Below are 22,128 nucleotides of genomic sequence, written 5' to 3'. Positions count from 1 at the left end.
GTCGTTCCATTATGGGCGGCCCGCGTCCCGTACGGCCGGAAGGTCGGCCATACTGAACCGTCGTTCAGTAAGACTCGGCAAGACTTCGGCAAGACCGCAGCAAGAGGCCCCTTCGGAGGCGCGCCATGGAATCCACCCCCCTCCTCTCCGTCGGCTGGACCGACCACGTCACCGGACGTCGCGGCCATCTCGTCGTCGACCGGCTCGTGCGCGGGGTGGCCAGCGGCGGGCTGCGGATGCGGGAGGGGTGCACGGTGGAGGAGGTCACCGGGCTGGCCCGCGGGATGACCATGAAGGAGGCCCTCCACTACGACCCCGAGGCCCGGTACGTGCCGCTGGGCGGCGCGAAGGGCGGCATCGACTGCGACCCGCGCTCCCCGGAGGCGTACGGCGTCCTCGTGCGGTACCTGCGGGCCATGCGTCCGTACATCGAACGCTTCTGGACGACCGGCGAGGACCTCGGGCTCACCCAGGACCTGGTGGACCGCGCCGCGGCCGAGGCCGGGCTCGTGTCCTCCGTACAGGCCGTGTACCCGCTCCTCGACGACGAGGCGGCCGCCAGGAAGCGGCTCTCCGACGCGTTCGCGATCGACGTGGACGGGATCGGTCTCGACGAGCTCGTCGGCGGGCGCGGGGTCGCCGAGTCCGTCCTCGTCGCCCTGGACCGCGCCGGACGCCCGTACGCCGGGACCCGGGTCTCGGTGCAGGGCCTCGGCACGATGGGCGGGGCGACCGCCCTGTTCCTGGCCCGGGCGGGGCTGCGCGTGGTCGCCGTCGCCGACGTGCACGGCACGGTCGTGAACCCCGACGGGCTCGACGTCGAGGCGCTCCTCGCCGCCCGCGACGCCCACGGCGCCGTCGACCGCGCGGCCCTGCGGCCCGGCGACCGGCAGGAGCCGGGGGACGCCTGGCTCGCGGCCGACGCCGAGGTCCTGGTCCCGGCGGCCGTCTCGTACGCGATCGACGCCGGGAACCAGGGACGCGTCACCGCCCGCTGGATCGCGGAGGCGGCGAACATGCCGGTCACGCCGGAGGCCGAGGAGGCCCTCACCGCGCGCGGGGTGACGGTCCTGCCCGACGTCGTCGTGAACTCGTGCACCAACGCCTGGTGGTGGTGGACCCTCTTCGGCGACATCGAGGCCGACGCCGACCAGGCCTTCGCGCGGGTACGGAGCTCGATGCGGGAGCTCGTGGACGGCATGCTCGACCGGGCCGAGGCGGACGGCTCGACCCCGCGCGCGGCAGCGCACGCGCTGGTCGCGGAGCGGCTGCCGGTGATCGCCGAGCGTTACGGCTGGTACTGAGGTGACGCGGGTGCGGTTGGGCGCGGCGGAGCGGCGGGAGGAGCTGCTGCGGGCCGCCGTCGCCCAGATCGAGGAGCGCGGCGTCGCGGCGGTCCGGGTCGCGGACGTGGCCTCCACGCTCGGGGTGAGCAACGCCCTCGTCCTCTACCACTTCTCCACCAAGGAACAGCTGGTCGCCGCCGCCTTCGCGCACGCGGCCGAGGCCGATCTCGTACGGCTCAGGCAGCTCCTCGGCCGGCGTTCCCCGGCGGTGAGCCGGCTGCGCGCCGCCGTCCGCTGGTACGCGCCGACCGGCGAGGCCAAGGGCTGGCGCCTGTGGATCGAGGGCTGGGCGGCCTCGCTGCGCGACCCCGGGCTGCGGCGGGTGGCGGCCTCGCTCGACCGGGAGTGGAAGGCGGCCCTGACGGCGGTGATCGCGGAGGGGGCCGCGGCCGGCGAGTTCCGCTGCGCGGACCCGGGCGCCGCGGCCTGGCGGCTCACCGCCTTCCTCGACGGGCTCGCCGTGCAGACCACGGCGTACGCCGGCTCCCTCCCGCACGCCGGGTCCCTCCCGAACGCCGGTTCCCTCCCGCGCGCCACGCTCCTGCGCTGGGCGGACGAGGCCCTGGACCGGGAGCTGGGCCTGCCCGGGGAGCCGGACGCCGGCGCGTCCGCCCCCGGCTCGTAGGTCAGAGCAGCTCGAAGACGGCCGAGACCGTCACCTGCTCCTCGATCTCGCCGGGCGCGAGCGGGACGCCGGGGTCGTCCGCCGGCATGCTCGGTACGGCTCCGGGGCCCGGCCGCAGCGAGTCGCCCTCGCTGAGCGAGATCAGCTTCCCGAGCTCGTGCCCACTGAGCGCCGCGTGCTGCGAGGCCTTGTCGTAGGCGTCGCGGAAGGCGGCCTCGCGTGCCTTCGTGCGCAGGGCCGACGGGTCGGCGACGTCGAAGACGACGCCGTTGATCCGGCCGGCGTCCCCGGTGGCGTCGTTGACCGCCCCGATGACCTGCCCCGTGCGGTCGAGCTCGCGGACCTTGACCGAGAAGGACTGCCCGGCCTGGTAGGCCGTCACCTTGCTCTCGCCGTCCGCGTTCTGCGTGTACACCGGCGACAGCGAGAGGCTGTCGGTCCTGATGTCCCGGTCGGCGATGCCCTCCTTGCGCAGGACGGCGAGGAGCGCCTTCGACGCCTCGCTCTGCGCCGCCATCGCCTCCTTGGCCGTCTTCTTGGTGGCCTCGACGGCCACCGAGAGGATCGCCAGGTCCGGGGCGGAGGCGGCCCGTCCGCTGCCGGTGACGCTGACCGTGGCGGGGGCGACGGCCGTCACGGCGAGCCGTGGAGCGGTGCCCCCCGGCGCGGCGGCGAGGGCGGGGACCGCGGAGCCCGCGAGGAGCCCGCCGGCCACGACGGTGGCGGCGAGCAGCCGGGCGCCACGCGCGCGCGTGGAGGTCACGGGAGAGAGGTACGGAGGAGGCTGGCGGTTCGTCACGGGCGGTCCCTTCGGGGGCGGGTGCCGGGGCTCCGGCGCGCGCTTCGCAACACCCGTTACCACGGCCCCTCGGACGCCACTCCTGATCGCCGGTCCGCTTCACCTCTCCGTACCAGCCCGACCCGGCCGGGGCCGCTGTCAGACCCGCTTGGTAGAACTCATGACGTCAGCCGATCCCCTTCGTCCGTCGTCTGGAGCACCACCATGACCATCGGTCACCACCTCGAGGAATTCCACGGTCTGCCCGTCTTCGACCTCCCGGAGGCGGAGGCGCGGGTCGAGCTTCCGGAGCCCGGCGCGGTCGCCTGGCGGATCTCCGCCGCGACGTACGCCGAGGGCGACGACGAGCTGTGGGAGCCGATGTTCGAGCGGTTCCTGAAGACGGTCGACCCGAGCCGGGTGCGGGCCCTGGTCGTCGGCGGCTGGAGCGAGGCGTACGAGAACTCGTCGGCCGACATCGTCGCCGCGCTGGGCGCCGCCCGCGACCGGCTGACGGCGCTCGAAGCCGTCTTCCTCGGGGACATGACCTCCGAGGACTGCGAGATCTCCTGGATCATCCAGTCCGACGTGACGCCCCTCCTCGCCGCCTACCCGGCGCTCAAGGAGCTCGGTGTGCGCGGCGGCTCGGACCTGGCCTTCCCCCCGGTCCGTCACAACGCCCTGGAGACCCTGGTGGTCGAGACGGGCGGCCTGGGCGCCGAGGTCGTGCGCGGCATCGTGGGCAGCGAGCTGCCCGCCCTGGTGAAGCTGGACCTGTGGCTGGGCACCGACGAGTACGGCGGCGACAGCACGACCGAGGACCTGGCGCCGCTGCTCTCCGGGACGGCCTTCCCGGCCCTGCGCGACCTGGCCCTGCGCAACAGCGTGATCCAGGACGCCGTGGCCGCCGCCGTGGCGGACGCGCCGGTCGTCGCCCGCGTCGAGCGCCTCGACCTCTCGATGGGCGTGCTCACCGACAAGGGCGCGAGCGCCCTCCTCGCCGGACAGCCGCTGACCCACCTCACGGAGCTCGACCTGTCCCACCACTACCTGTCGGAGGAGACCCAGGAGCGGGTCCGCGCCGCGCTCGCCCCGCACGGTGTGACGGTCGTCCTCGACGACGCGGAGGAGCCGGACGACGACGGGGACGGCGAGGTCTACCGGTACGTCGCGGTCGCGGAATGACCGAGGCCCCGCGCCTCGTGGTCGTCGGCGATCCGGCCGGCCGCCGTGTCGCCTTCTTCCAGGACGCGCTGCGCTCCGCCGGGCTGCCCGCCGCGCGCGTGGTGTCCTGGCCCGAGGTGCTGTGCGGCCGGGCCCGGTTCGCCGGGGGCGAGGCCGTGCGGCTCGACTCGCCCGGCGAGGACCCGGAGGCCGAGCGGCTGCTGCGCGAGGTCGACGACCCGGCCCGGGTCGAGGGCAGCCGCCTCTGGTACGAGCGGTTCACCGCCGCGGTGGCGGGGCTGGCGCTGACCGTCGCCGAGGCGGGGGCGCGTCTGCTCGACGACCCGGCCGAGCTGCCCGTCCTCTTCGACAAGCGGCTGAGCCACGCGCGGCTGCGGGCCGCCGGGGTCCCGGTGCCCGAGTCGCCGACCTCCGGCGCCTCCGCCCCGGTCGTACGGGGCTGGGCGGACGTCCGGGCGATCGCCGAGGGCCCGGGGATGCGCCGGATGTTCGTGAAGCTCGCGCACGGCTCCTCCGCCTCGGGGGTGCTCGCGGTGGAGACGAACGGCGCGGGCCGGGTCCAGGCCACGACCTCGGTCGAGCGCGGCCCGGACGGGCGGCTCTTCAACTCGCTGCGGGTACGGCGCTACACGCGCGAGGAGGAGGTCGCCGCGCTCGTGGACGCCCTCGCCCCCGACGGCCTGCACGTCGAGCGCTGGCTGCCCAAGGCCACCCAGGACGGCCGGGCCGCCGACCTCCGGGTCGTGGTGGTCGACGGGCGGGCCACGCACGCCGTGCTCCGTACCAGCCGCTCCCCCATGACCAACCTCCACCTGGGCGGCGTCCGGGGCGACCTGACGGCCGCCCGGGCCGCGATCACCGCCGCCGGCGGCCGGTGGGAGGAGGCGCTCGGCGTCTGCGAGCGGGCCGCCGCCGCCTTCCCCGGTCGGCGCTGCGTCGGTGTCGACCTGCTGCCCGCCGCCGGCTGGCGCCGCTTCGCCGTGGGCGAGGTCAACGCCTTCGGCGACCTGCTGCCGCGCCTGACGGGCCTGCCCGGCAGCGGAGCCGAGGGCCTCGACACGTACGCGGCGCAGGTCGCCGCCCACTTCCCGCGCGCTGACGCACCACCCCGCACCACAGGAACGAGCACCCCGTGAAACACCCCGACATGAACACGATCGTCGGAAGCCACGACCTGCTCCTGGTCACCCTCGACACGCTGCGGTACGACGTGGCCGTCGAGCTGGCGGCCGAGGGGCGCCTCCCGAACCTGGCCCGGCATCTGCCCGAGGGCGGCTGGGAGCGCCGGCACGCGCCAGGGAGCTTCACCTACGCCTCCCACCAGGCGATCTTCGCCGGTTTCCTGCCGACCCCGGCCGCCCCGGGACCGCACCCCCGGCTCTTCGCGGCCCGCTTCGCGGGAAGCGAGACGACCGCCGACGGCACGTACGTGTACGACACCCCGGACATCGTGTCGGCGCTCGCCGCCGAGGGCTACCGGACGGTCTGCGTCGGCGGGGTGGGCTTCTTCAACCAGCAGCCCCCGCTCGGCACCGTGCTGCCCGGCCTCTTCCAGGAGAGCCACTGGGAGCCCGCCTTCGGCGTCGCCTCGCCGACCTCCTTCGCGTCCCAGGTGGACCGCGCCGAGGAGGTCGTCGCCGGGCTCCCCCGCGAGCGCCGCCTCTTCCTCTTCGTGAACGTGTCCGCGCTGCACCAGCCCAACTGGTTCCACCAGCCGGGGGCGACCCGCGAGGCGGGCGACTCCCGGGCCACGCACGCGGCGGCCCTGGAGTACGTCGACCGGCACATCGGCCGGCTCTTCGCCGCGATGAGCAGCCGCCGTCCGTGCTTCGCGATCGTCTGCTCCGACCACGGGACGGCGTACGGGGAGGACGGCTTCACCGGCCACCGGCTCGGCCACGAGGTCGTGTGGACGGTGCCGTACGCGCAGTTCGTCCTGCCCGGCCCCGAGGAGGGTGACGCCGCATGAGCCCGACCCCCCGCCCGTACCGCAGCTACGTCTACGCGTACCCGCACAAGACGGCCTACCGCGCGCTCCCCGAGCGCCCCGGGCTCGCCGGCCTCTGGGCCGACGAGCCGAAGGACGCGCTCTCGCTCTACGCGCACATACCGTTCTGCGAGGTCCGCTGCGGCTTCTGCAACCTCTTCACCCGGATCGGCGCCCCCGACGAGCTGACGACCCGCTACCTGGACGCGCTCGACCGCCAGGCCACGGCCGTCCGCGAGGCGCTCGGGGACCGCGGGCCGGTGCGCTTCGCCACGGCCGCCTTCGGCGGCGGCACGCCGACCTTCCTCACCGCCGCCGAGCTGGAGCGGCTCTGCGACATCGCCGAGAAGCGGATGGGCGCCGACCTGCGGGCCGTGCCGCTCTCCGTGGAGACCTCGCCGTCGACCGCCACGGCCGACCGGCTGGCCGTCCTCGCCGAGCGGGGCGCGACCCGGCTGAGCATCGGCGTGCAGAGCTTCGTGGAGGCGGAGGCGCGGGCGGCCGTCCGGCCGCAGCGGCGCGCCGACGTGGAGGCGGCGCTCGGCCGCATCCGCGACACCGGCGTCCCCGTGCTCAACATCGACCTCATCTACGGCATCGACGGCCAGACCGAGACGTCCTGGCGGAGCTCGCTCGACGCGGCCCTCGCCTGGCGCCCGGAGGAGCTGTACCTCTACCCGCTGTACGTGCGGCCGCTCACCGGCCTCGGCCGGATCCAGGACCCCGCCGCCGCCGACCGGGAGTGGGACGAGCAGCGGCTCCGCCTCTACCGGTACGGCCGCGACCACCTCCTCGCGCAGGGCTACGAGCAGGTGTCGATGCGGATGTTCCGCCGCGCGGACGCGGGCCCGTCGGGGCCCGACGACTACGCGTGCCAGACGGACGGCATGATCGGCCTGGGCTGCGGCGCCCGCTCGTACACCTCGGCGCTGCACTACTCCTTCGACTACGCCGTCGACATGCGGAAGATCCGCACGATCATCGACACCTACACGGAGACCGGGTCGGAGGAGTTCGCGCGCGCCCACCACGGCTTCGCGACGACCGGCGCCGAGGCCCGGCGCCGCCACCTCCTCCAGTCGCTGCTCCAGGCCGAGGGCATGCCGGTCGCCGGGTACGAGGAGCGGTTCGGCTCCTCTCCGTTCGCGGACTTCGGTCCGGAGCTCGGCCGCTTCGAGGGGTACGGCTGGCTCGACGCGGACGCCCCGGCCGGGCTGCTGCGCCTGTCGCCCGAGGGCCTCGCGCACTCCGACGGGCTCGGGCCCGAGCTCTTCTCCCCCGCCGTGCGGGCCGCCATGGCCGCGTACGAGCTGAAGTAGGCGGTCGTCGTGGATCTCACCGTGCTCTACCGGGGGCCGCTCTCCTCCTGCGACTTCGACTGCCCGTACTGTCCCTTCGCCAAGCGCCGGGACAGCCGGGAGCAGCTGCGCGCGGACCGGGCCGCGCTGGAACGGTTCACCGGCTGGGCGGCCGCGCAGACCGGCGACCGGCTGCGCATCCTCTTCACCCCGTGGGGCGAGGGCCTGGTCCGCTCCTGGTACCGGCGCGCGCTGGTGGAGCTGTCGCGGCTCCCGCACGTCGAGCGGGTCGCGATCCAGACCAACCTGAGCTGCCGCACGGAGTGGCTGGCGGAGGCCGACCCGTCGAGCGTGGCGCTGTGGTGCACGTACCACCCGGGGCAGACGCCGTTCGAGCGGTTCCTCGGCAAGTGCCGGGAGCTCGCGGAGCGGGGCGTCCGGTTCAGCGTGGGCGTGGTCGGCCTGCCGGAGCACGCGGAGGAGGCGCGGCGGCTGCGGGCCGCGCTGCCGCCCCACGTCTACCTGTGGGTGAACGCGGCCGAGGGGCACACGTACACCGACGCGGAGGCGGCGGAGTGGACGGCCCTCGACCCGCTCTTCCCGTACAGCCGGCATCCGCACCGTTCGGCCGGGCTGCCTTGCCGCACGGGCGAGTCGGTGATCTCGGTGGACGGCGAGGGGACGGTGCGGCGCTGCCACTTCGTCAGGGCCGAGCTGGGGAACCTGTACGACGGCTCGTACCGCGCCGCCCTGCGTCCCCGCGCCTGCCCCCTCGCCGTCTGCGACTGTCACATCGGGTACGTCCACCTGGAGACGCTGCCGCTGTACGACGTCTTCGCCGGCGGGGTCCTGGAGCGGATCCCCGCCGCGCGTCCCCCCGGCCTGCCCCTGGGGCTCACAGGGGCATGAGATCCGGGCGCTTGGCCTCGACGTGGTCGCCGGAGCTCTCGCCCCGGAGCCGGCGGCCGATCCAGGGCACGAGGAACTCCTTGGCCCAGTGGAGGTCGTCGCGCCGGACCTCCAGGGTGCCGCGCACCGGCAGCGGCGGCCAGGGCTGGTCCGGGTCGGCCGGGACCTCCATACCGAGGACCTGGGCGGCGCGGAGCGCGACCCGGGTGTGGCCGTCGGGCGAGAGGTGGAGCCGGTCGTCGTCCCAGGCCCGCCGGTCCTGCACGGACTTCAGGGACCACAGGTCGAGGACCGGGCAGTCGTACCGGTCGGCGATGGACCGCACGTGCGCGGTGTACGTGGCGATCTTGCCCCGCAGGTGCTTGAGCACGGGGACGTCACGGGTGTCGAAGCCGGTGGTCACCATGACCGTGCCGACGGCGGACGTGAGGTCCGCGACGGCACGCTCGAAGCGCTCGGCCACGTCGTCGGGGTCCGTGCCGGGGCGGATGATGTCGTTGCCGCCGGCGCAGAAGGTCACCAGGTCGGGGGCGAGTTCCTTCGCCCTCGGGACCTGTTCCGCCACGATCTGGTCGAGCAGGCGTCCCCGTACGGCCAGGTTGGCGTAGCGGAAGGCGTCGTGCTCCGGCAGCTGGTCGGCGAGCAGGACCGCGAAGCGGTCCGCCCAGCCGACGAACGTCCCGTCGGGCCCGGGGTCTCCGACGCCCTCGGTGAAGCTGTCACCGATCGCCGCGTACGACCCGAATGCGTTCTTGTCTTCTGATCTCGAATCGTCTGCCACGGGAGCACATCCTTCCCTTTCGAATGTGACCTACGCGACCGTAGGGAGGGGTTGACGAGCAGTGACATATGCCACCGATAAAGATTCTCCCAAGACGGAATACGAGAACGGCCCGGCACATGAGTGCCGGGCCGTCTCGCTGTCAGGTGTCTCAGATGGAGACGCCGTGGCCGCGCAGGTACGCGAGCGGGTCGATGTCCGAGCCGTAGCTCGGCGAGGTGCGGATCTCGAAGTGCAGGTGCGGGCCGGTGGAGTTGCCGGTCGAGCCGGAGAGGCCGATCTGCTGACCGCCGCTGACCTGCTGGCCGGCGGAGACGGCGAGGGACGAGAGGTGCGCGTACTGCGAGTAGTTGCCGTCGGCGTGCTGGATGACGACCTCGTTGCCGTAGGCGCCGCTCCAGCCGGCGGAGACGACCGTGCCGGCGCCGACGGCGCGGACGGTGGTGCCGGAGGAGGCGATGAAGTCGGCACCGGTGTGGTAGCCGGAGGACCACATGGAGCCGGAGGCGCGGTACGGGGTGGAGACGCCGTTGCCGACGGGGGCGACCCAGCCGGACGAGGTGGCGGCCACCGAGGTGCGCTCGGTGCTGCGGGAGGCGCGCTGGGTGTCGCCGTTCTTCGCGGAGGACGAAGAGGAGGAGGCGGAGGACGAGGAAGAGGAGGCCGCGGAGGACTTCTTCTTGGTGTGCTTGGTCTGCGCCTTCTCGGTGCTCTTCGGGGCGGCCTTCACGGCGGCGGCCGAGGTGCTCTTCGCGCCGAGGGTCAGCTTCATGCCGGGCATGATCAGCGACGGGTCCGCGCCGACGACCTGGCGGTTGTCCTCGTAGAGCTTCTCCCAGCCGCCGGCGACGTTCTGCTCGTCGGCGATCTTCGAGAGGTAGTCGCCGCTGACGACGGAGTACGTCTTCGGGGCCGCCTTCACGGCGGCGGGGGTCGCCTTCACCGCGGCGGGGGCCTTCACCTGGGCGGCGACGGCCACGGCCTGGGCGGGGACGGTCGCCGGGGCGGCCTGCTCGGCGGCGTAGGCCCCGGTGGCGCCGAAGATCGGCAGGGCGACGACGGCGCCGCCCGTACCGGCGGCGACGAGGCCGCGGGTCAGGGGGCTGAACTTGGGACGGCGGTGCTTACCCTTCGTGGGCATGGCGAATTCCTCTCCGGCGCCTACGAGGTGAGCTGTCGGGTTCGGACTGGAGATGCCCGGCCGCGTGTCTCACGCGGCTTCACCCCAAGCCGTCCTGCGTCGCGGGACCGGCGTCTTTCCTGGGTCCCCCGCTCCTGCCACGCATGGGATGAGTGCGGATTCCGGGCGGTGGCAGGATTAGGCGGTCCGACCGGATTGATGGCGACGCTAGACGAGCGGGGTCGGAGCAAACAAGCCGCACTTTTCCTTTCTCAAGATCGGCGGCTAATTCCGGGCCGAATTCCGATCACCCTGCGTGGATGACGGTCCCTCGATTTCCTTTTCATGCACGGGAATTGCTCCGGGCCTCCGACCACGATCCGTCACCTCTATGACCCTGCTCACCAGCGCCCGCCCATCTCACCTGCAAACGGGGCGCGTTGTGGCCTAGACCTCATAACGGACAGATCGACCATTTCGACCAGATGGGGTGCGCCGACACGGCGTCACCTGGATGATTGCCCCAGGAACCGACTCGCGTGCCCGGCACCCGAACACCGACCACCAGGAGCATCCGTGACGCAGCAGCTGCCGCAGGTCCCGCCCACCGACGCGAACGAGCCCGAGCTCGCCGAGGTCCGCAACTTCCGGGACGTGGGCGGCCTGCCGACGACGGACGGGCGCGCGGTGCGGCCCGGGCGCCTCTTCCGCAGCGGCCACCTCGCCCACGCGACCGAGGAGGACGCGGCCTTCCTCGCCTCGCTGAACCTGCACACCGTCTTCGACTTCCGCAACGCCGCCGACCGCCAGGTCGAGGGCGCGGACGTCGAGCTCCCCGGCGTGCGGAACGTGAACATACCGCTGAGCGACCCGGCCGACGGCAAGGAGTTCTGGAAGATGGTCCGCGACGGCGACGTCGCGCAGCTGCGGGAGATCCTGGGCGAGGGCAAGGCCGCGGCCCGTATGTCCGATTCGTACCGCTCGATGCTGGTCGAGCGGACCGCCGAGCACAGCCGCCTCCTGCACGCCCTGGCGGAGGACAGCGTCCCGGCCCTGATGCACTGCGCGGCCGGCAAGGACCGCGCGGGCCTCTCCATCGCGATCACCCTGCTCGCGATCGGCGTCGAGCGGGAGGCCATCGAGGCCGACTACGTGAAGTCGAACGCTCCGCACCGCCGCTACAAGGTGCGACGCAGCTCCACCACGACGGACGCCATGTCGCCCGAGGTGATGGAGCTGCTGAGCCCGCTCTTCGACGCGCGGGTGGAGTACCTGCGGGCCGCCCTGGAGTCGGTCGAGGCGACCTGGGGTTCGGTGGAGGCGTACCTCACGGAGGGCCTGAAGCTCTCTCCGGAGACCCGCGAGCGCCTGCGCGGGCAGTTCCTCACCGAGGCCTGAGCCCGCCGGACGGGCCCTAGCCGTTGCCGCCCATGGAGAACAGCAGGTAGAGGAAGCCGGCGAAGAGGTGACCGGCGATCAGGTAGGCGAAGAGGCGGAGCACGAGCCCCTTCGGGAACTTGCCTTCACCGCGCTCTTCGCCGGTGACCGCTGCGGACTTCTCGGACATGTCGGTCCTTTCGGGGTGAATCAGCGCCGGTGCGGGGTCCCGTCGCCGAGGCACAGCTCGGCGACGGGGCTCTGCATGAGGGTGTGGACGAAGAGCAGCTCGGCACCGCCGCGCGTGGCGGCGCCGATGCGGTGCGGGGTGAGCGAGTCGAAGTGCGCGCTGTCCCCGGGATCGAGGACGTGCACGGCGTCGCCGAGCGCGAGCCGCACCTGGCCCTCCAGGACGTGGATCCACTCCTCGCCCGGGTGGACGCGCACGATGTCGGCCTTCGTGGCGTACGGGACGTGGACGCGGAGGCACTGGAGGGCGCGCCCGGCGCCGCCCGCCTGCCGGTAGATCCAGCCGTCGGCCTCGACGGGATCGGAGCGGCCGGCCCGGACGACGGGGTCGTGCTCGGGAGGGGTCTCGCCGAGCAGCTCGGAGACCGTCGTACCGTAGGTACGGGACAGGGCGAGCAGCATCGGGAGCGAGGGCTGCCGGTTCCCCGTCTCCAGCCGGGAGAGGTGGGCCGGCGAGAGTCCGGCCCGGTGGGCGGCGGCCTCCAGGGTGAGTCGCCGGCGGCGGCGCAGGGCCCGCAGCTGCGGGGCGACGTCCGGCAGGAGGTCGGGCGCGCCGGGAGCGGCGGCGGCAGGGTCCGGGGAGCGGTCCCCGGGGACGTGGTCCATGCGTCCATTCCGCCAGGATCATGCCTCTGAGGCAAGTTTCTTGCCTCAGAGGCAAAACTTCGCGTGATGATCCGTACTGATCCGTGATGATCCCGGGATGCCGCGGATCAGCGCTGCGCGACCGCCTGCTTCACCAGTGTGCGCCCGAAGTCCCACATCAGCCCGCCCCCGCCGTGCGCGTCGTCCATGACCGCCGTGAAGGCCCTGACGAACCGGTCCACGTCCGCCTCGTCGATGACCAGCGGCGGGATCAGTTTGATCACCTCCAGGTGGTCCCCGGAGACCTGGGTGAGGATCCGGTGCCGCTGGAGCAGGGGCACCACGACCATCTGGGCGAAGAGGCCCTTGCGGGCCGCCTGGAGCATCGCCCACCGGCCGCGCAGCCCCAGCGAGGTCGGCCGGCCGAACTCGATCCCGATCATCAGACCGCGCCCCCGCACCTGGTGCAGCAGCTCGTACCGGGGTACGAGCTCCGCCAGGCGCGAGCGCAGCAGCCCGCCGACCCGCCGGACGTGGCCGACGACGTCCTCGTCCTCCATGACGGAGAGCACGGCGAGCCCGGCGGCCATGGCCTGCGCGTTCGCACCGAAGCTCGCCGAGTGGACGAGGACCCGGTCCATCGAGGAGTAGACCTTCCTGAAGATCCAGTCCTTGCCGAGGGTGGCGCCGACCGGCACGTACCCGCCGGAGAGCGCCTTGGCGACGCACACGAGGTCCGGCTCGACGCCGGGCTCGTGCTGGTACGCGTAGAAGTCGCCGGTCCTGCCGAGGCCGGTCTGCACCTCGTCGGCGACGAGCAGCGCGCCGTGCCGGTGCAGCAGCTCCTGGGCGGCACGCAGGAAGCCGGGCGGTGCCTCGTGGACGCCCTTGCCCTGGATGGGCTCGACGACGAAGGCGGCCACGTCGCCCTTGCGCAGCTCCCGCTCCAGGGCGTCGAGGTCCCCGAGGGCGATCGCGGTGTCCGGCAGGAGCGGGCCGAAGCCCTCCCGGAAGCCCTGCTCGCCGTTGACGGAGAGCGCGCCGGTGGTGAGTCCGTGAAAGGCGTGCGCGCAGTAGAGGACCCTGGGCCGCCCGGTGGCGTACCGGGCGAACTTGAGGGCGGTCTCGACGGCCTCGGTGCCGCTGTTGCCGAAGAAGACCCGGTCGAGGTGGGGGCTGTGGGCGAGCAGCCGCTCGGCGAGGAGGCCGGGCAGCGGCTGGCAGTCGAAGCGGGTGAGGTCGGCGAGCTGGGCGTCCAGGACGTCGTGGAGCGCCTTGCGGACGACGGGGTGGTGCCGCCCGAGGCCCATGACGCCGAAGCCGGCGAGCATGTCGAGGTGGTCGACGCCGTCGGCGTCCCAGAAGTGGGCGCCTTCGGCCCGCTCGTAGACCTTGTCGAAGCCGATGGTGTGGAGCATGCGCGGCAGCTGCGGGTTGAGGTACCTCGCGTGCAGCTCGTACCGCTCGCCGCCGCGCTCGGCGAGCAGGGCCCGCAGGTCGAACTCCCCGCTCATCGGAGCCGCCTCACGCCTTGTTCCCCGAGCCCCCGGAGACGGTCTCCCGGACCGCCCGCAGGGATTCCTTGAGGGAGCCCATGGTGGCGAGGACGGCGGTGGGCTCGTATCCGCAGTGCGCCATGCAGTTGGCGCAGCGCGGGTCCTTTCCGCGGCCGTACTTGTCCCAGTCGGTCTCCTCGATGAGTTCGCGGTACGTGGGGACGTAGCCGTCGCTCATGAGATAGCAGGGGCGCTGCCATCCGAAGAGGGAGTAGTTGGGAATGGCCCAGGCGGTGCAGGGGAAATCGGCCTTTCCTTCGAGGAAGTCGAGGAAGAGCGGGGAGTGGTTGAGGCGCCAGCGGCGCCGGTTTCCGCCCGCGAAGGCCTTCTTGAAGAGTTCCCTGGTCTGTTCGACGCCGAGGAAGTGCTCCTGGTCGGGCGCCTTCTCGTAGGCGTAGGCGGGAGAGATCATCATTTCGTCGACCTGGAGGTCGTCGTTGAGGAAATTCAGGACCTCGATGATCGTCTGGGGGGTGTCGGTGTTGAAGAAGGTCGAATTGGTGGTGACGCGGAATCCGCGCCGCCTGGCCTCCTTGATGGCCGCCACGGCCTCGTCGAACACGCCCTCCTTGGCGACGGATTCGTCGTGCCGCTCGCGCAGGCCGTCGATGTGGACGGCGAAGGCGAAGTACGGGGAGGGGGTGAAGTTCTCCAGCTTCTTGCGGAGCAGCATGGCGTTGGTGCAGAGGAAGACGTACTTCCTCTTGGCCACCAACTGCCGGACGATCTCGTGGATCTGAGGGTGCATCAGGGGCTCGCCGCCCGCGATGGACACCATGGGGGCGCCGGACTCCAGGACGGCGCCGACCGCCTGGGCGACGGGCATGCGCTGCTTGAGGACACCCGCCGGGTGCTGGATCTTTCCGCAGCCCTCGCACTTGAGGTTGCAGGCGAAGAGCGGCTCCAGCTCGACGATGAGCGGGAACTTCTCCCGCTTGCGGAGCTTCTGTTCGAAGAGATAGGTCCCGACCCGGATGGACTGACGGAGCGGCATGGCCATAACTCGCTCACCTCCTGGGGAGCAGCAAAGAACGGTGCCATTCGAAGAATGCGGGAAGGACGGCACGGAGAACACGGAAGGCCGATATTCCCCCGCGTACCGTGCCGATCCGGACCAGTTCATGTTCCGGAGCGTCCACGACCACCCGGACGGCCGCAACCGGACGCCCTCCGGGACCGTCTCCGGGGCGGCGGGCGGCCCGCAGGGTCGCCGCGGACTCCATGTCGACCGCGAGGGCACCGGTGGCGCGGAGCGCGGCCCGCTCGGGCCCGCGCACGACGTGGTCGGAGCCGGTGAGCGGGCCGGTGTGGACGGTCCGCCCGGGTACGGCCCTGGCCAGGGCCTTCACGAGGAGGTCGGTGCCGACGCACGCGGTGGTCGTGCCGTCGGGGCCGCGGGTCTCCTCGGCCACGACGATGTCCCCGGGGTGCATGCCGGGGGCCAGCCCGGCGCAGAAGCCGGAGGCGATGACGGCGGCGTCGCGCCACCGCTCCTCGCCGAGCGCCCGGGAGACGGCGCGGTCGGCGCGGTCGGGGCCCATGCCCGTACGCACGACGGTGACGGGGCCGGGCGCGCCGGCGAGACCGCCGCCGCGCAGGGCGAACCGCTCGATGCGCAGCGCGCAGGCGACGAGCAGCGGGGGCACGTCCACGGGACTCTCGGCCCGTTCGCGGCCCATCACCCCTCCTCGGACGACCGGGCGGCCCGTGCCTGGGCCTGGGACCGTGCCTGGGCCTGGGCCCGCGCGAGGGCCCCCGTGGCCGGTTTCGGCTCCCCGTGCAGGTACCGCCCCAGCGCCGTCAGCGGGAAGACCTGACGGTAGAGGTGGTAGTTGATGGAGAAGTCCCAGGGGAAGCCGGTGCCGGTGAAGTACGGCTCGTCCCAGGTGCCGTCCTCCGCCTGCGTGCCGACCAGCCAGGCGACGCCCCGCCGGACGGGCTCGGAGTCGCGCTCGCCTGCGGCGAGGAGGCTGATGAGCGCCCACGCGGTCTGCGAGGCGGTGGAGGCGCCGCGCCCGATCCAGGCCGGGTCGCGGTACGAGCGGAGGTCCTCGCCCCAGCCGCCGTCCTCGTTCTGGCTGGAGCCCAGCCAGGCGACGGCCCGGCGGATCGCCGGGTGGGAGACGGGCATCCCGGCGGCGGTCAGCGCGGGGAGCACCGAGGCCGTGCCGTAGAGGTGGTTGACGCCCCAGCGGCCGAACCAGGCGCCGTTCGGCTCCTGTTCGGCTAGGAGCCAGTCGATGCCCCTGCGGGTGCGCGGGTGTTCGGCCTGTCCCTCGTAGCCGAGCATCTCGACGACGTGGGCGGTGACGTCGGCCGACGGCGGGTCGGTGACCTCGCCGAAGTCGCAGAACGGCAGCTTGTCGGGGAACGGGCTGGTGTTGTCGGCGTCGAAGGCGCCCCAGGCGCCGTTGCGGGACTGCATGCCGAGCGTCCAGCGCGCGCCCCGGGCGACGGCCGCCTCGACGCGGGCGGGGTCCGGGTGGTCGACCCGGCGGAGGGCGAGGAGCACCTCGGCGGTGTCGTCGATGTCGGGGTAGTTGTCGTTGTGGAACTCGAACGCCCAGCCGCCGGGCGGGAGTCCGGGACGGCGCACGGCCCAGTCGCCGGACTTGGTGATCTCCTCGTCGAGCATCCAGTCGACGGCCTTGACCAGGGCCGGGTGGTCGGGCCGCAGCCCGGCGTCGGCGAGCGCGATGGTCGCGAGGCAGGTGTCCCAGACCGGGGACTGGCAGGCCTCGATCATCCGCGAGCCGTCCTCGCGCCACACGGCGAACCGGTCGAGGGACTCCAGGCCCGCGCGCATGACGGGGTGCCCGAGGTCGTAGCCGAGGAGGTGCAGGGCGATGAGGGAGTAGACGGCCGGGGGCTGGATGCCGCCCCAGCAGCCGTCGTTCTCCTGGCGCTCGACGATCCACCGGGCGGCCACGTTCAGCGCGGTGCCCCGCAGGGCGCGCGGGGCCATCCGGTGGTAGACGCGCAGGGCCTTGTCGAGCCGCTGGAAGACCCCGTCCCAGCCGGTGAGGGGCGCGAGGGGCCGGGGCGGGTTCGGCCGGGCGGGGTCGACGTGGAGCTCGTCGAGGGGGAAGGGCGCGGGGCGGACCGGGCGCTTCGCGGAGACGACGGTGAGCGGCACGATGGTCTGGCGGGCCCAGCAGCCGAAGTCGTAGATGTTGAGCGGGAACCACCGGGGCAGGAAGAGCAGTTCCGGCGGCACCTCCGGGAGGTCCTCCCAGCGCCACCAGCCGAAGAGGGCCAGCCAGATGCGGGTGAAGACGCGGGCGCGGGCGATGCCGCCCCCGGCCCGGACCCAGGCGGAGGCGCGGGCCATGTGCGGGGCCTCGGGCGGGTCGCCCGCGAGCCGGAGCGCCACGTAGGCCTCGACGGTGGCGGAGAGCTCGCCGGGCCCGCCGTAGAAGGTGGCCCAGGCGCCGTCCTCGCGCTGCGCGCGGCGGATGTGGAGGGCGGAGGCCCGGGTGGTGTCGGCGTCGAGGATGCCGAGGAACTGCCGGAGCAGCAGGTCCTCGGCGTCCATGGTGACGTTGGTCTCCAGGTCGCCCTTCCACCAGCCCGCCGGATCCTGCTGGGCGAGGAGGTGGTCGACGGCGCGGTCCGCGGCCCGCGCCGCGGCCCCGTCGAGCTCCGGCACCGGGGCGCCGGAGGCGTACGTCGTGCTGGCCGCGGCCGCCCGGGGGCCCGAGGCCCCGGCGCTTCCGTCGGTCGTCGCTGTCATGGCTTCCCCTTTTGGCAGTCGGTGTCATCTGCTTCTGCGGGTCTGCCGTCGGCCGGCGCCGGAAGGCACCGGCCGGCGACCGCGAACTCATATCAGGGTGCGGGCGCTCATCGCTTCCGTACGACCACGAAGTCGGCGAGCGCGGTGAGCTGCTCCCGCACGCGGGCGGGCATGTCCACCTCGTGCAGGGCCTCGATCGCGATGGCGTGCTGGCGGCGGGCCTCCTGGGAGGTCCACTCGCGTCCTCCGGCCTCCTCGATGAGGGCGGCGCGGAAGGCGAACTCCTCCTCGGAGAACGAGTCGAAGTCGTTGGACTTGGCGTCCTCGGCGAGGAGTTCGCCGAGCCGCTCCGAGGCGGGACCGCCGGCGGCGAGCGCGGCGACGACCGGGAGGGACTTCTTGCGCTGGCGCAGGTCGCTCCAGGTCTGCTTGCCGGTGGACTCCGGGTCGCCCCAGATGCCGAGCAGGTCGTCGACGGCCTGGAAGGCGAGGCCGAGGTGGTAGCCGTACTCCTCCAGCTTGTCGGCGGTCCGGTCGTCGGCGCCGCCGAGGACGGCGCCGATGGAGACGGCGCAGGCGAGGAGGGCGCCGGTCTTGTTGCCCTCCATCTCCAGGCACTCCTCGACGGTGACCCGCTCGCGGTGCTCGTAGCTGATGTCCTGGGCCTGGCCGTCGATGAGCTTGCGGGTGGCGGTGGTGAGGCGGCGGGTGGCCCGGCCGGCCTCGACGGTGCCGAGTTCGAGCAGCAGCTCGTTGGCGAGCGCGAAGAGCGCGTCGCCGACGAGGATGGCCTGCGCGGGGCCGTGCACCTTCCACACGGTGTCCCGGTGGCGGCGCTGCTCGTCGCCGTCCATCAGGTCGTCGTGGAGCAGCGAGAAGTTGTGGACGAGCTCCACGGCGACGGCGCCGGGGACGCCGACCTCGGGCGCGGCGCCCGCGGCCTCGGCCGACAGCAGGGCGAGCGCCGGGCGGACGGCCTTGCCGCCGTCGCCGTCGGCGGGGTTGCCCTGGGCGTCGATCCACCCGAAGTGGTAGGCGGCCACGGTGTCCATGGGCGGTGCGAGGCGGTCGACGGCCGCCCGCAGTACGGGGGTGGACAGGGTCCGCCCCCGCTCCAGCAGTGCGGACACGTCCGCGGTGTCGACGGCCGGATTACCCGGCTGCGCAGTCGGCACGGTCTCTCCTCTTGTTCCGGTACTCACAGTCATGCCGCCTCCTGCAGCGGATGGTCATGACGGCGGCCGAGGGTGGAGAGCGCGGCGCCCGCTGCGCTGAAGCCGCTGCGGACGGCGCTCTCCATGGTCGCGGGCCAGCCGGTGGCGGTCCAGGATCCGGCCAGGTAGAGGCCGGTTGCCCGGGTGCGGGCGCCGGGGCGGAGCCGCCCGACGCCGGGGGTGGGGGCGAACGTCGCTGTCCGCTCCCGGGTGACGAAGAAGTCGCGGATCCCGGCGCCCCGGGCGGCGGGCAGCAGCCGCTCCAGCTCCGGGAGGTACCGCTCGCGCAGGACGGCGACGGGCTCGTCGATGTCGTCCTGGGCGGCGGACTGGGACACCGCGAGGTACTGTCCGGGGCCCTTGAGGCCGGAGGATTCGGTGCGGTCGAAGACCCACTGCACCGGGGAGCCGAGGGCGGTGAAGAACGGCTGCCGCAGGACCTTGCGGTCGTAGACGACGTGCAGGTTGAGGATGGGCGCCGTGGCGATGTCGAGAAGCCGGTCGGGGTCGTCGAGGGCGCCCTCGGGCAGCAGCGCGTGCGTCTCGGCCTGCGGCACGGCGAGGACCACCGCGTCGGCGTCGAGGGTCTCCCCGGGCACCTCGACGGACCAACGCCCGTCGTCCGTACGGGAGATCCGCTCGGCCTTGGTGCGCAGCGCGACCCGCACGCCCCCGGCTTCGAGGGCCTTGCCCGCGAGGGTGTCGTGGAGGTCGCCGAGCGGGACGTGGGCCCAGCCGATGTCGGCGGCCCCGGCCTCGGAGAGCAGGCCGGTCTTGAAGACCATCGCGGCGAGGCCCATCGAGGCGTTCGGCGCGGTGGCGTTGAGGGTCGCGACGCCGACGAGGTCCCACAGCGCCTCGACGGTCCGCGGGGACTGGCCGTGACGGCCGAGCCAGGTGGCGAAGTCGATGCCGTCGAGGGCCGGGTCGGCGGGGTCGAGCCGGCCGAGCGCGAGCGCGGCGCGGCCGACGCTCGCGCGTTCGGCGAGGCTGAGGTGCGGGTAGGCGGCGAGGCTGCGGGCCAGGTGCAGCGGTACGGGGAGGGCGTCGCGGCGCAGCCGGCCGAGGCGCGGCCCCTTGGGGTGGGCGACGTCGAGGACGGGCACGTCCATGCGGTCCTGGACGGGGGCGAGGTGGGCGCCGTCGATCCGGTCGAGGAACCAGCGGTAGGCGGTGCAGCACCGCAGGTAGACGTGCTGGCCGTTGTCGACGCTCAGGTCGCCGCGGCGGAAGGAGAAGGCGAGGCCGCCGAGCCGGGGCCGCCCTTCGAGCAGGGTGACCCGCACCCCGGCGTCGGCGAGCTGGAGCGCGGACGTGACTCCGGCGAGACCGCCGCCGACGACGACGGCGTGCGGCCGCCGTTCGCCCGCCCCGGTGTCGTACGTCCCCATCAGGCACGCCTCCTGACGTCGCGTCGGGCGATGCCGCGGGTGTCGAGGCCGGAGAGGCCGCGCACCGCGACGTACGCCTTCTCGCGTCCCGGCAGCGAGACCCGGCCGCGCAGCACGGCCTCGGGGTCGCGCTCGATCCGGTCGAGGAGGCGCCGGTAGATGCCGGCCATGGCGGCGACGCAGGCGCCGCTGCGGCGGTCGAGCATCGGCAGGAGCCGGTACCCCTCGGCGAACAGGGCGCGGGCGCGCCGGACTTCGAAGTGGACGAGCCCGGCGAAGTCGGATCCGACGGGCATGGTCGCGCTGCCGAAGCCGTCCTGGCAGCCGAACTTGTCGAGGTCCTGGGCGGGCAGGTAGGTGCGTCCGTTGCCCGCGTCTTCGCGGACGTCCCTGAGGATGTTGGTGAGTTGGAGCGCGAGGCCGAGGACGTCGGCGTACTCGGGGGCCTTGTGGGCGTCCCGGGCGCCGGGCTGGGTGCCGAAGACGCCGAGGGAGAGCCGGCCGATGGCGCCCGCGACGCAGCGGCAGTAGACCTTCAGGTCGTCCCAGGTCTCGTAGGTCGCGCCGCGCACGTCCATGAGGACGCCGTCGATGAGTTCGTCGAGGCCGCCGAGCGGGATCGGGAAGCGGCGGGCCGAGTCGGCGAGCGCCACGGCGACGGGGTCGGTGTCGTCCTCCTCGACCTCGCCCGCGCGGATCCGGTCGAGCAGGGCGCGGGTCGCTTCGAGCCGCTCCCGCTTGACCTCGGGCGCGAGCGGGCCGTCGCCGATGTCGTCGACGCGGCGCGAGAACGCGTACAGCGCCGACATCGCCTGGCGCTTGTCGGCCGGCAGCAGCCTGATCCCGTACGCGAAGTTACGGGCCTGCTGCCCGGTGACCGCCTCGCAGTAGCTGTAGGCGGCCTGGACCGGCGCGGACGGCTGGGACAGTCCCTCCACGGTCACGCTCACCCCTCTTTCCGCGCCCGGAGCATGACCGCTCCGACCTGGCGCATCAGGCTCGGCTTGCCGGCCTTCGGCGGGCCGGCGAGCACGTCGTATCCGGCGTCGGTGATCGCGTCGAGCGCCGCGATCCCCCCGCCGGTGAAGCCCGCGAGAAGCAGGCGGAGACGGCCGTGGACGCTGCCGACGAGCGGCTCACCGGCGTCCAGCAGGTCGCGGGCGCGCTGGGCCTCGTAGGCGATCAGCGCGCGCACGGAGGCTCCGGCGGTGGGCCGGGCGAGGTCGTCCTCGGTGACGTGGAAGCGCTTCAGGTCCTCCGCCGGCAGGTAGATCCGGTCGCGGCCGAGGTCCTCGGCGACGTCCTGGAGGTGCTCGACGACCTGGAGCGCGGTGCAGATCTCGTCGGAGCGGCGGATCCGCTCGGGCGTCGCGGTGCCGGTGATGCCGAGGACCAGGCGGCCGACGGGGTTCGCCGAGAGCTCGCAGTACGCGAGGAGGTCGTCGTACGTCTCGTAGCGGCGGACCTGCTGGTCCTGGCGGTTGGCCGCGATCAGGCCGAGGAAGGGCTCGGGCGTGAGGCCGCACCGGCGGACGGTCGGCTGGAGCGCGCGGAGCAGGGGGTGGTGCGGGGTGCCGTCGAAGACGCGCCGGAGGTCGGTCTCGAAGGCGTCGAGGAAGGCGAGACGGTTCTCCGTCTCCTCCGGGGAGAGTCCCAGGTGACGGGCGTCGGCGCCGCCGGGGGCGAGGTCGCCGTCGCCGATGTCGTCGACGAGGCGGGCGAAGCCGTAGACGGCCATGAGGTCGTCGCGCCACTCGCGGGGCAGGAAGAAGGGGGCCACGGGGAAGTTCTCGTCCGCGGCCTTGCCGAGTGTGGTGCGCGAGGAGGCGTCGGGGCGCACCTGCCGGGTACCCGTCACTGGGCGCTGTCCGACAAGGGGACGGCGACACCCTCGTGGAGCTGGAGATTCTGCGTCATGGCCGTCACGACTCCCGTTCTACACTGCCGATCCAATCCATCCTATTTCGGACACGCCGCCTACCCCTGCCCGCCGG

Annotated in this window: 21 protein-coding genes and 1 riboswitch; of the genes, 8 read left to right on the top strand and 13 right to left on the bottom strand. The window is 73.3% G+C overall.

What is annotated here, in order from left to right:
* Nucleotides 1-125: 125 nt before the first annotated feature.
* The gene (locus ACFC0Z_RS01080) at nucleotides 126-1,304 is read left to right on the top strand and encodes a Glu/Leu/Phe/Val dehydrogenase dimerization domain-containing protein (RefSeq protein ID WP_376431392.1); all 1,179 of its coding nucleotides are present in this window, start codon (nucleotides 126-128) and stop codon (nucleotides 1,302-1,304) included.
* 1 nt (nucleotide 1,305) lies between these two features.
* Nucleotides 1,306-1,971, top strand: a complete 666-nt coding sequence (locus tag ACFC0Z_RS01075; RefSeq protein WP_376431390.1) for a TetR family transcriptional regulator C-terminal domain-containing protein — start codon at nucleotides 1,306-1,308, stop codon at nucleotides 1,969-1,971.
* Between the two features lies 1 nt (nucleotide 1,972).
* Here ACFC0Z_RS01075 and ACFC0Z_RS01070 read toward each other — a convergent pair whose 3' ends face one another.
* The gene (locus ACFC0Z_RS01070) at nucleotides 1,973-2,734 is read right to left on the bottom strand and encodes an SIMPL domain-containing protein (RefSeq protein ID WP_376431388.1); all 762 of its coding nucleotides are present in this window, start codon (nucleotides 2,732-2,734) and stop codon (nucleotides 1,973-1,975) included.
* A 240-nt stretch (nucleotides 2,735-2,974) separates the two neighbouring features.
* Here ACFC0Z_RS01070 and ACFC0Z_RS01065 point away from each other — a divergent pair, with 240 nt between their 5' ends.
* Genes ACFC0Z_RS01065 through ACFC0Z_RS01045 form a run of 5 tightly spaced genes read left to right on the top strand, consistent with a single transcriptional unit; the run spans nucleotide 2,975 to nucleotide 8,128 of the window.
* Nucleotides 2,975-3,934, top strand: coding sequence for an STM4015 family protein (locus ACFC0Z_RS01065; RefSeq protein WP_376431386.1), 960 nt, complete (start codon nucleotides 2,975-2,977; stop codon nucleotides 3,932-3,934).
* On the top strand, nucleotides 3,931-5,070 hold the full coding sequence (locus tag ACFC0Z_RS01060; RefSeq protein WP_376431384.1) for an STM4014 family protein: 1,140 nt from the start codon (nucleotides 3,931-3,933) through the stop codon (nucleotides 5,068-5,070). The genes ACFC0Z_RS01065 and ACFC0Z_RS01060 overlap by 4 nt, the downstream gene beginning before the upstream one ends.
* Nucleotides 5,071-5,081: 11 nt before the next feature.
* On the top strand, nucleotides 5,082-5,903 hold the full coding sequence (locus ACFC0Z_RS01055) for an STM4013/SEN3800 family hydrolase (protein ID WP_376431382.1): 822 nt from the start codon (nucleotides 5,082-5,084) through the stop codon (nucleotides 5,901-5,903).
* On the top strand, nucleotides 5,900-7,240 hold the full coding sequence (locus ACFC0Z_RS01050; RefSeq protein WP_376431380.1) for an STM4012 family radical SAM protein: 1,341 nt from the start codon (nucleotides 5,900-5,902) through the stop codon (nucleotides 7,238-7,240). Before ACFC0Z_RS01055 ends, ACFC0Z_RS01050 begins: the two co-directional genes overlap by 4 nt.
* 9 nt (nucleotides 7,241-7,249) lie before the next feature.
* Nucleotides 7,250-8,128 (top strand): STM4011 family radical SAM protein, encoded by an 879-nt coding sequence (locus ACFC0Z_RS01045; protein WP_376431378.1) that lies wholly within the window; start codon nucleotides 7,250-7,252, stop codon nucleotides 8,126-8,128.
* On the opposite strand, the gene ACFC0Z_RS01040 is transcribed toward ACFC0Z_RS01045, so the two are convergent.
* Nucleotides 8,115-8,909: an SGNH/GDSL hydrolase family protein gene (locus ACFC0Z_RS01040; protein WP_376431376.1), complete on the bottom strand. Its 795-nt coding sequence runs from the start codon at nucleotides 8,907-8,909 to the stop codon at nucleotides 8,115-8,117. The genes ACFC0Z_RS01045 and ACFC0Z_RS01040 overlap by 14 nt on opposite strands.
* Nucleotides 8,910-9,060: 151 nt before the next feature.
* A complete protein-coding gene (locus ACFC0Z_RS01035) occupies nucleotides 9,061-10,050 on the bottom strand; it encodes a peptidoglycan DD-metalloendopeptidase family protein (protein WP_376431374.1) in 990 nt (329 codons plus the stop codon).
* A 4-nt stretch (nucleotides 10,051-10,054) separates the two neighbouring features.
* Nucleotides 10,055-10,211: riboswitch (cyclic di-AMP (ydaO/yuaA leader) on the bottom strand.
* Nucleotides 10,212-10,605: 394 nt separating this feature from the next.
* Between ACFC0Z_RS01035 and ACFC0Z_RS01030 the strand changes: the two genes are divergently transcribed.
* Nucleotides 10,606-11,427 carry a tyrosine-protein phosphatase gene (locus ACFC0Z_RS01030; RefSeq protein ID WP_376431372.1) on the top strand — a complete coding sequence of 274 codons (822 nt, stop codon included), beginning with the start codon at nucleotides 10,606-10,608 and terminating at the stop codon, nucleotides 11,425-11,427.
* Nucleotides 11,428-11,443: 16 nt separating this feature from the next.
* Here the strand turns inward: ACFC0Z_RS01030 and ACFC0Z_RS01025 are convergent, their stop codons facing one another.
* The 10 genes from ACFC0Z_RS01025 to hpnC all read right to left on the bottom strand — a co-directional run bounded on the left by ACFC0Z_RS01025 (nucleotide 11,444) and on the right by hpnC (nucleotide 21,992).
* Nucleotides 11,444-11,596, bottom strand: coding sequence for a DUF6126 family protein (locus ACFC0Z_RS01025; RefSeq protein ID WP_376431370.1), 153 nt, complete (start codon nucleotides 11,594-11,596; stop codon nucleotides 11,444-11,446).
* 20 nt (nucleotides 11,597-11,616) lie between these two features.
* Nucleotides 11,617-12,261, bottom strand: a complete 645-nt coding sequence (locus ACFC0Z_RS01020; RefSeq protein WP_376431368.1) for an XRE family transcriptional regulator — start codon at nucleotides 12,259-12,261, stop codon at nucleotides 11,617-11,619.
* A 107-nt stretch (nucleotides 12,262-12,368) separates the two neighbouring features.
* Nucleotides 12,369-13,754, bottom strand: a complete 1,386-nt coding sequence (locus tag ACFC0Z_RS01015) for an aspartate aminotransferase family protein (protein WP_376431366.1) — start codon at nucleotides 13,752-13,754, stop codon at nucleotides 12,369-12,371.
* A gap of 10 nt (nucleotides 13,755-13,764) precedes the next feature.
* Nucleotides 13,765-14,796: an adenosyl-hopene transferase HpnH gene (gene hpnH / locus ACFC0Z_RS01010; RefSeq protein ID WP_376431364.1), complete on the bottom strand. Its 1,032-nt coding sequence runs from the start codon at nucleotides 14,794-14,796 to the stop codon at nucleotides 13,765-13,767.
* 7 nt (nucleotides 14,797-14,803) lie between these two features.
* A complete protein-coding gene (locus ACFC0Z_RS01005; protein WP_376431362.1) occupies nucleotides 14,804-15,475 on the bottom strand; it encodes a 1-hydroxy-2-methyl-2-butenyl 4-diphosphate reductase in 672 nt (223 codons plus the stop codon).
* Nucleotides 15,475-17,529: a squalene--hopene cyclase gene (shc, locus tag ACFC0Z_RS01000; RefSeq protein WP_376431360.1), complete on the bottom strand. Its 2,055-nt coding sequence runs from the start codon at nucleotides 17,527-17,529 to the stop codon at nucleotides 15,475-15,477. The genes ACFC0Z_RS01005 and shc overlap by 1 nt, the downstream gene beginning before the upstream one ends.
* Before the next feature lie 107 nt (nucleotides 17,530-17,636).
* On the bottom strand, nucleotides 17,637-18,737 hold the full coding sequence (locus ACFC0Z_RS00995) for a polyprenyl synthetase family protein (RefSeq protein WP_376431358.1): 1,101 nt from the start codon (nucleotides 18,735-18,737) through the stop codon (nucleotides 17,637-17,639).
* On the bottom strand, nucleotides 18,734-20,134 hold the full coding sequence (gene hpnE / locus ACFC0Z_RS00990) for a hydroxysqualene dehydroxylase HpnE (RefSeq protein ID WP_376431356.1): 1,401 nt from the start codon (nucleotides 20,132-20,134) through the stop codon (nucleotides 18,734-18,736). Before hpnE ends, ACFC0Z_RS00995 begins: the two co-directional genes overlap by 4 nt.
* The gene (gene hpnD, locus ACFC0Z_RS00985) at nucleotides 20,134-21,084 is read right to left on the bottom strand and encodes a presqualene diphosphate synthase HpnD (RefSeq protein ID WP_376431354.1); all 951 of its coding nucleotides are present in this window, start codon (nucleotides 21,082-21,084) and stop codon (nucleotides 20,134-20,136) included. The genes hpnE and hpnD overlap by 1 nt, the downstream gene beginning before the upstream one ends.
* Nucleotides 21,081-21,992, bottom strand: coding sequence for a squalene synthase HpnC (hpnC, locus tag ACFC0Z_RS00980; RefSeq protein WP_376431352.1), 912 nt, complete (start codon nucleotides 21,990-21,992; stop codon nucleotides 21,081-21,083). Before hpnC ends, hpnD begins: the two co-directional genes overlap by 4 nt.
* Between the last annotated feature and the right edge of the window lie 136 nt (nucleotides 21,993-22,128).

Origin of the sequence: Streptomyces sp. NPDC056144, from assembly GCF_042264145.1 — a bacterium.
In the GTDB taxonomy this organism is placed as follows: domain Bacteria; phylum Actinomycetota; class Actinomycetes; order Streptomycetales; family Streptomycetaceae; genus Streptomyces.
Note: the sequence above shows the minus strand (reverse complement) of the source record. Positions and strands in the feature narration are given on the sequence as shown.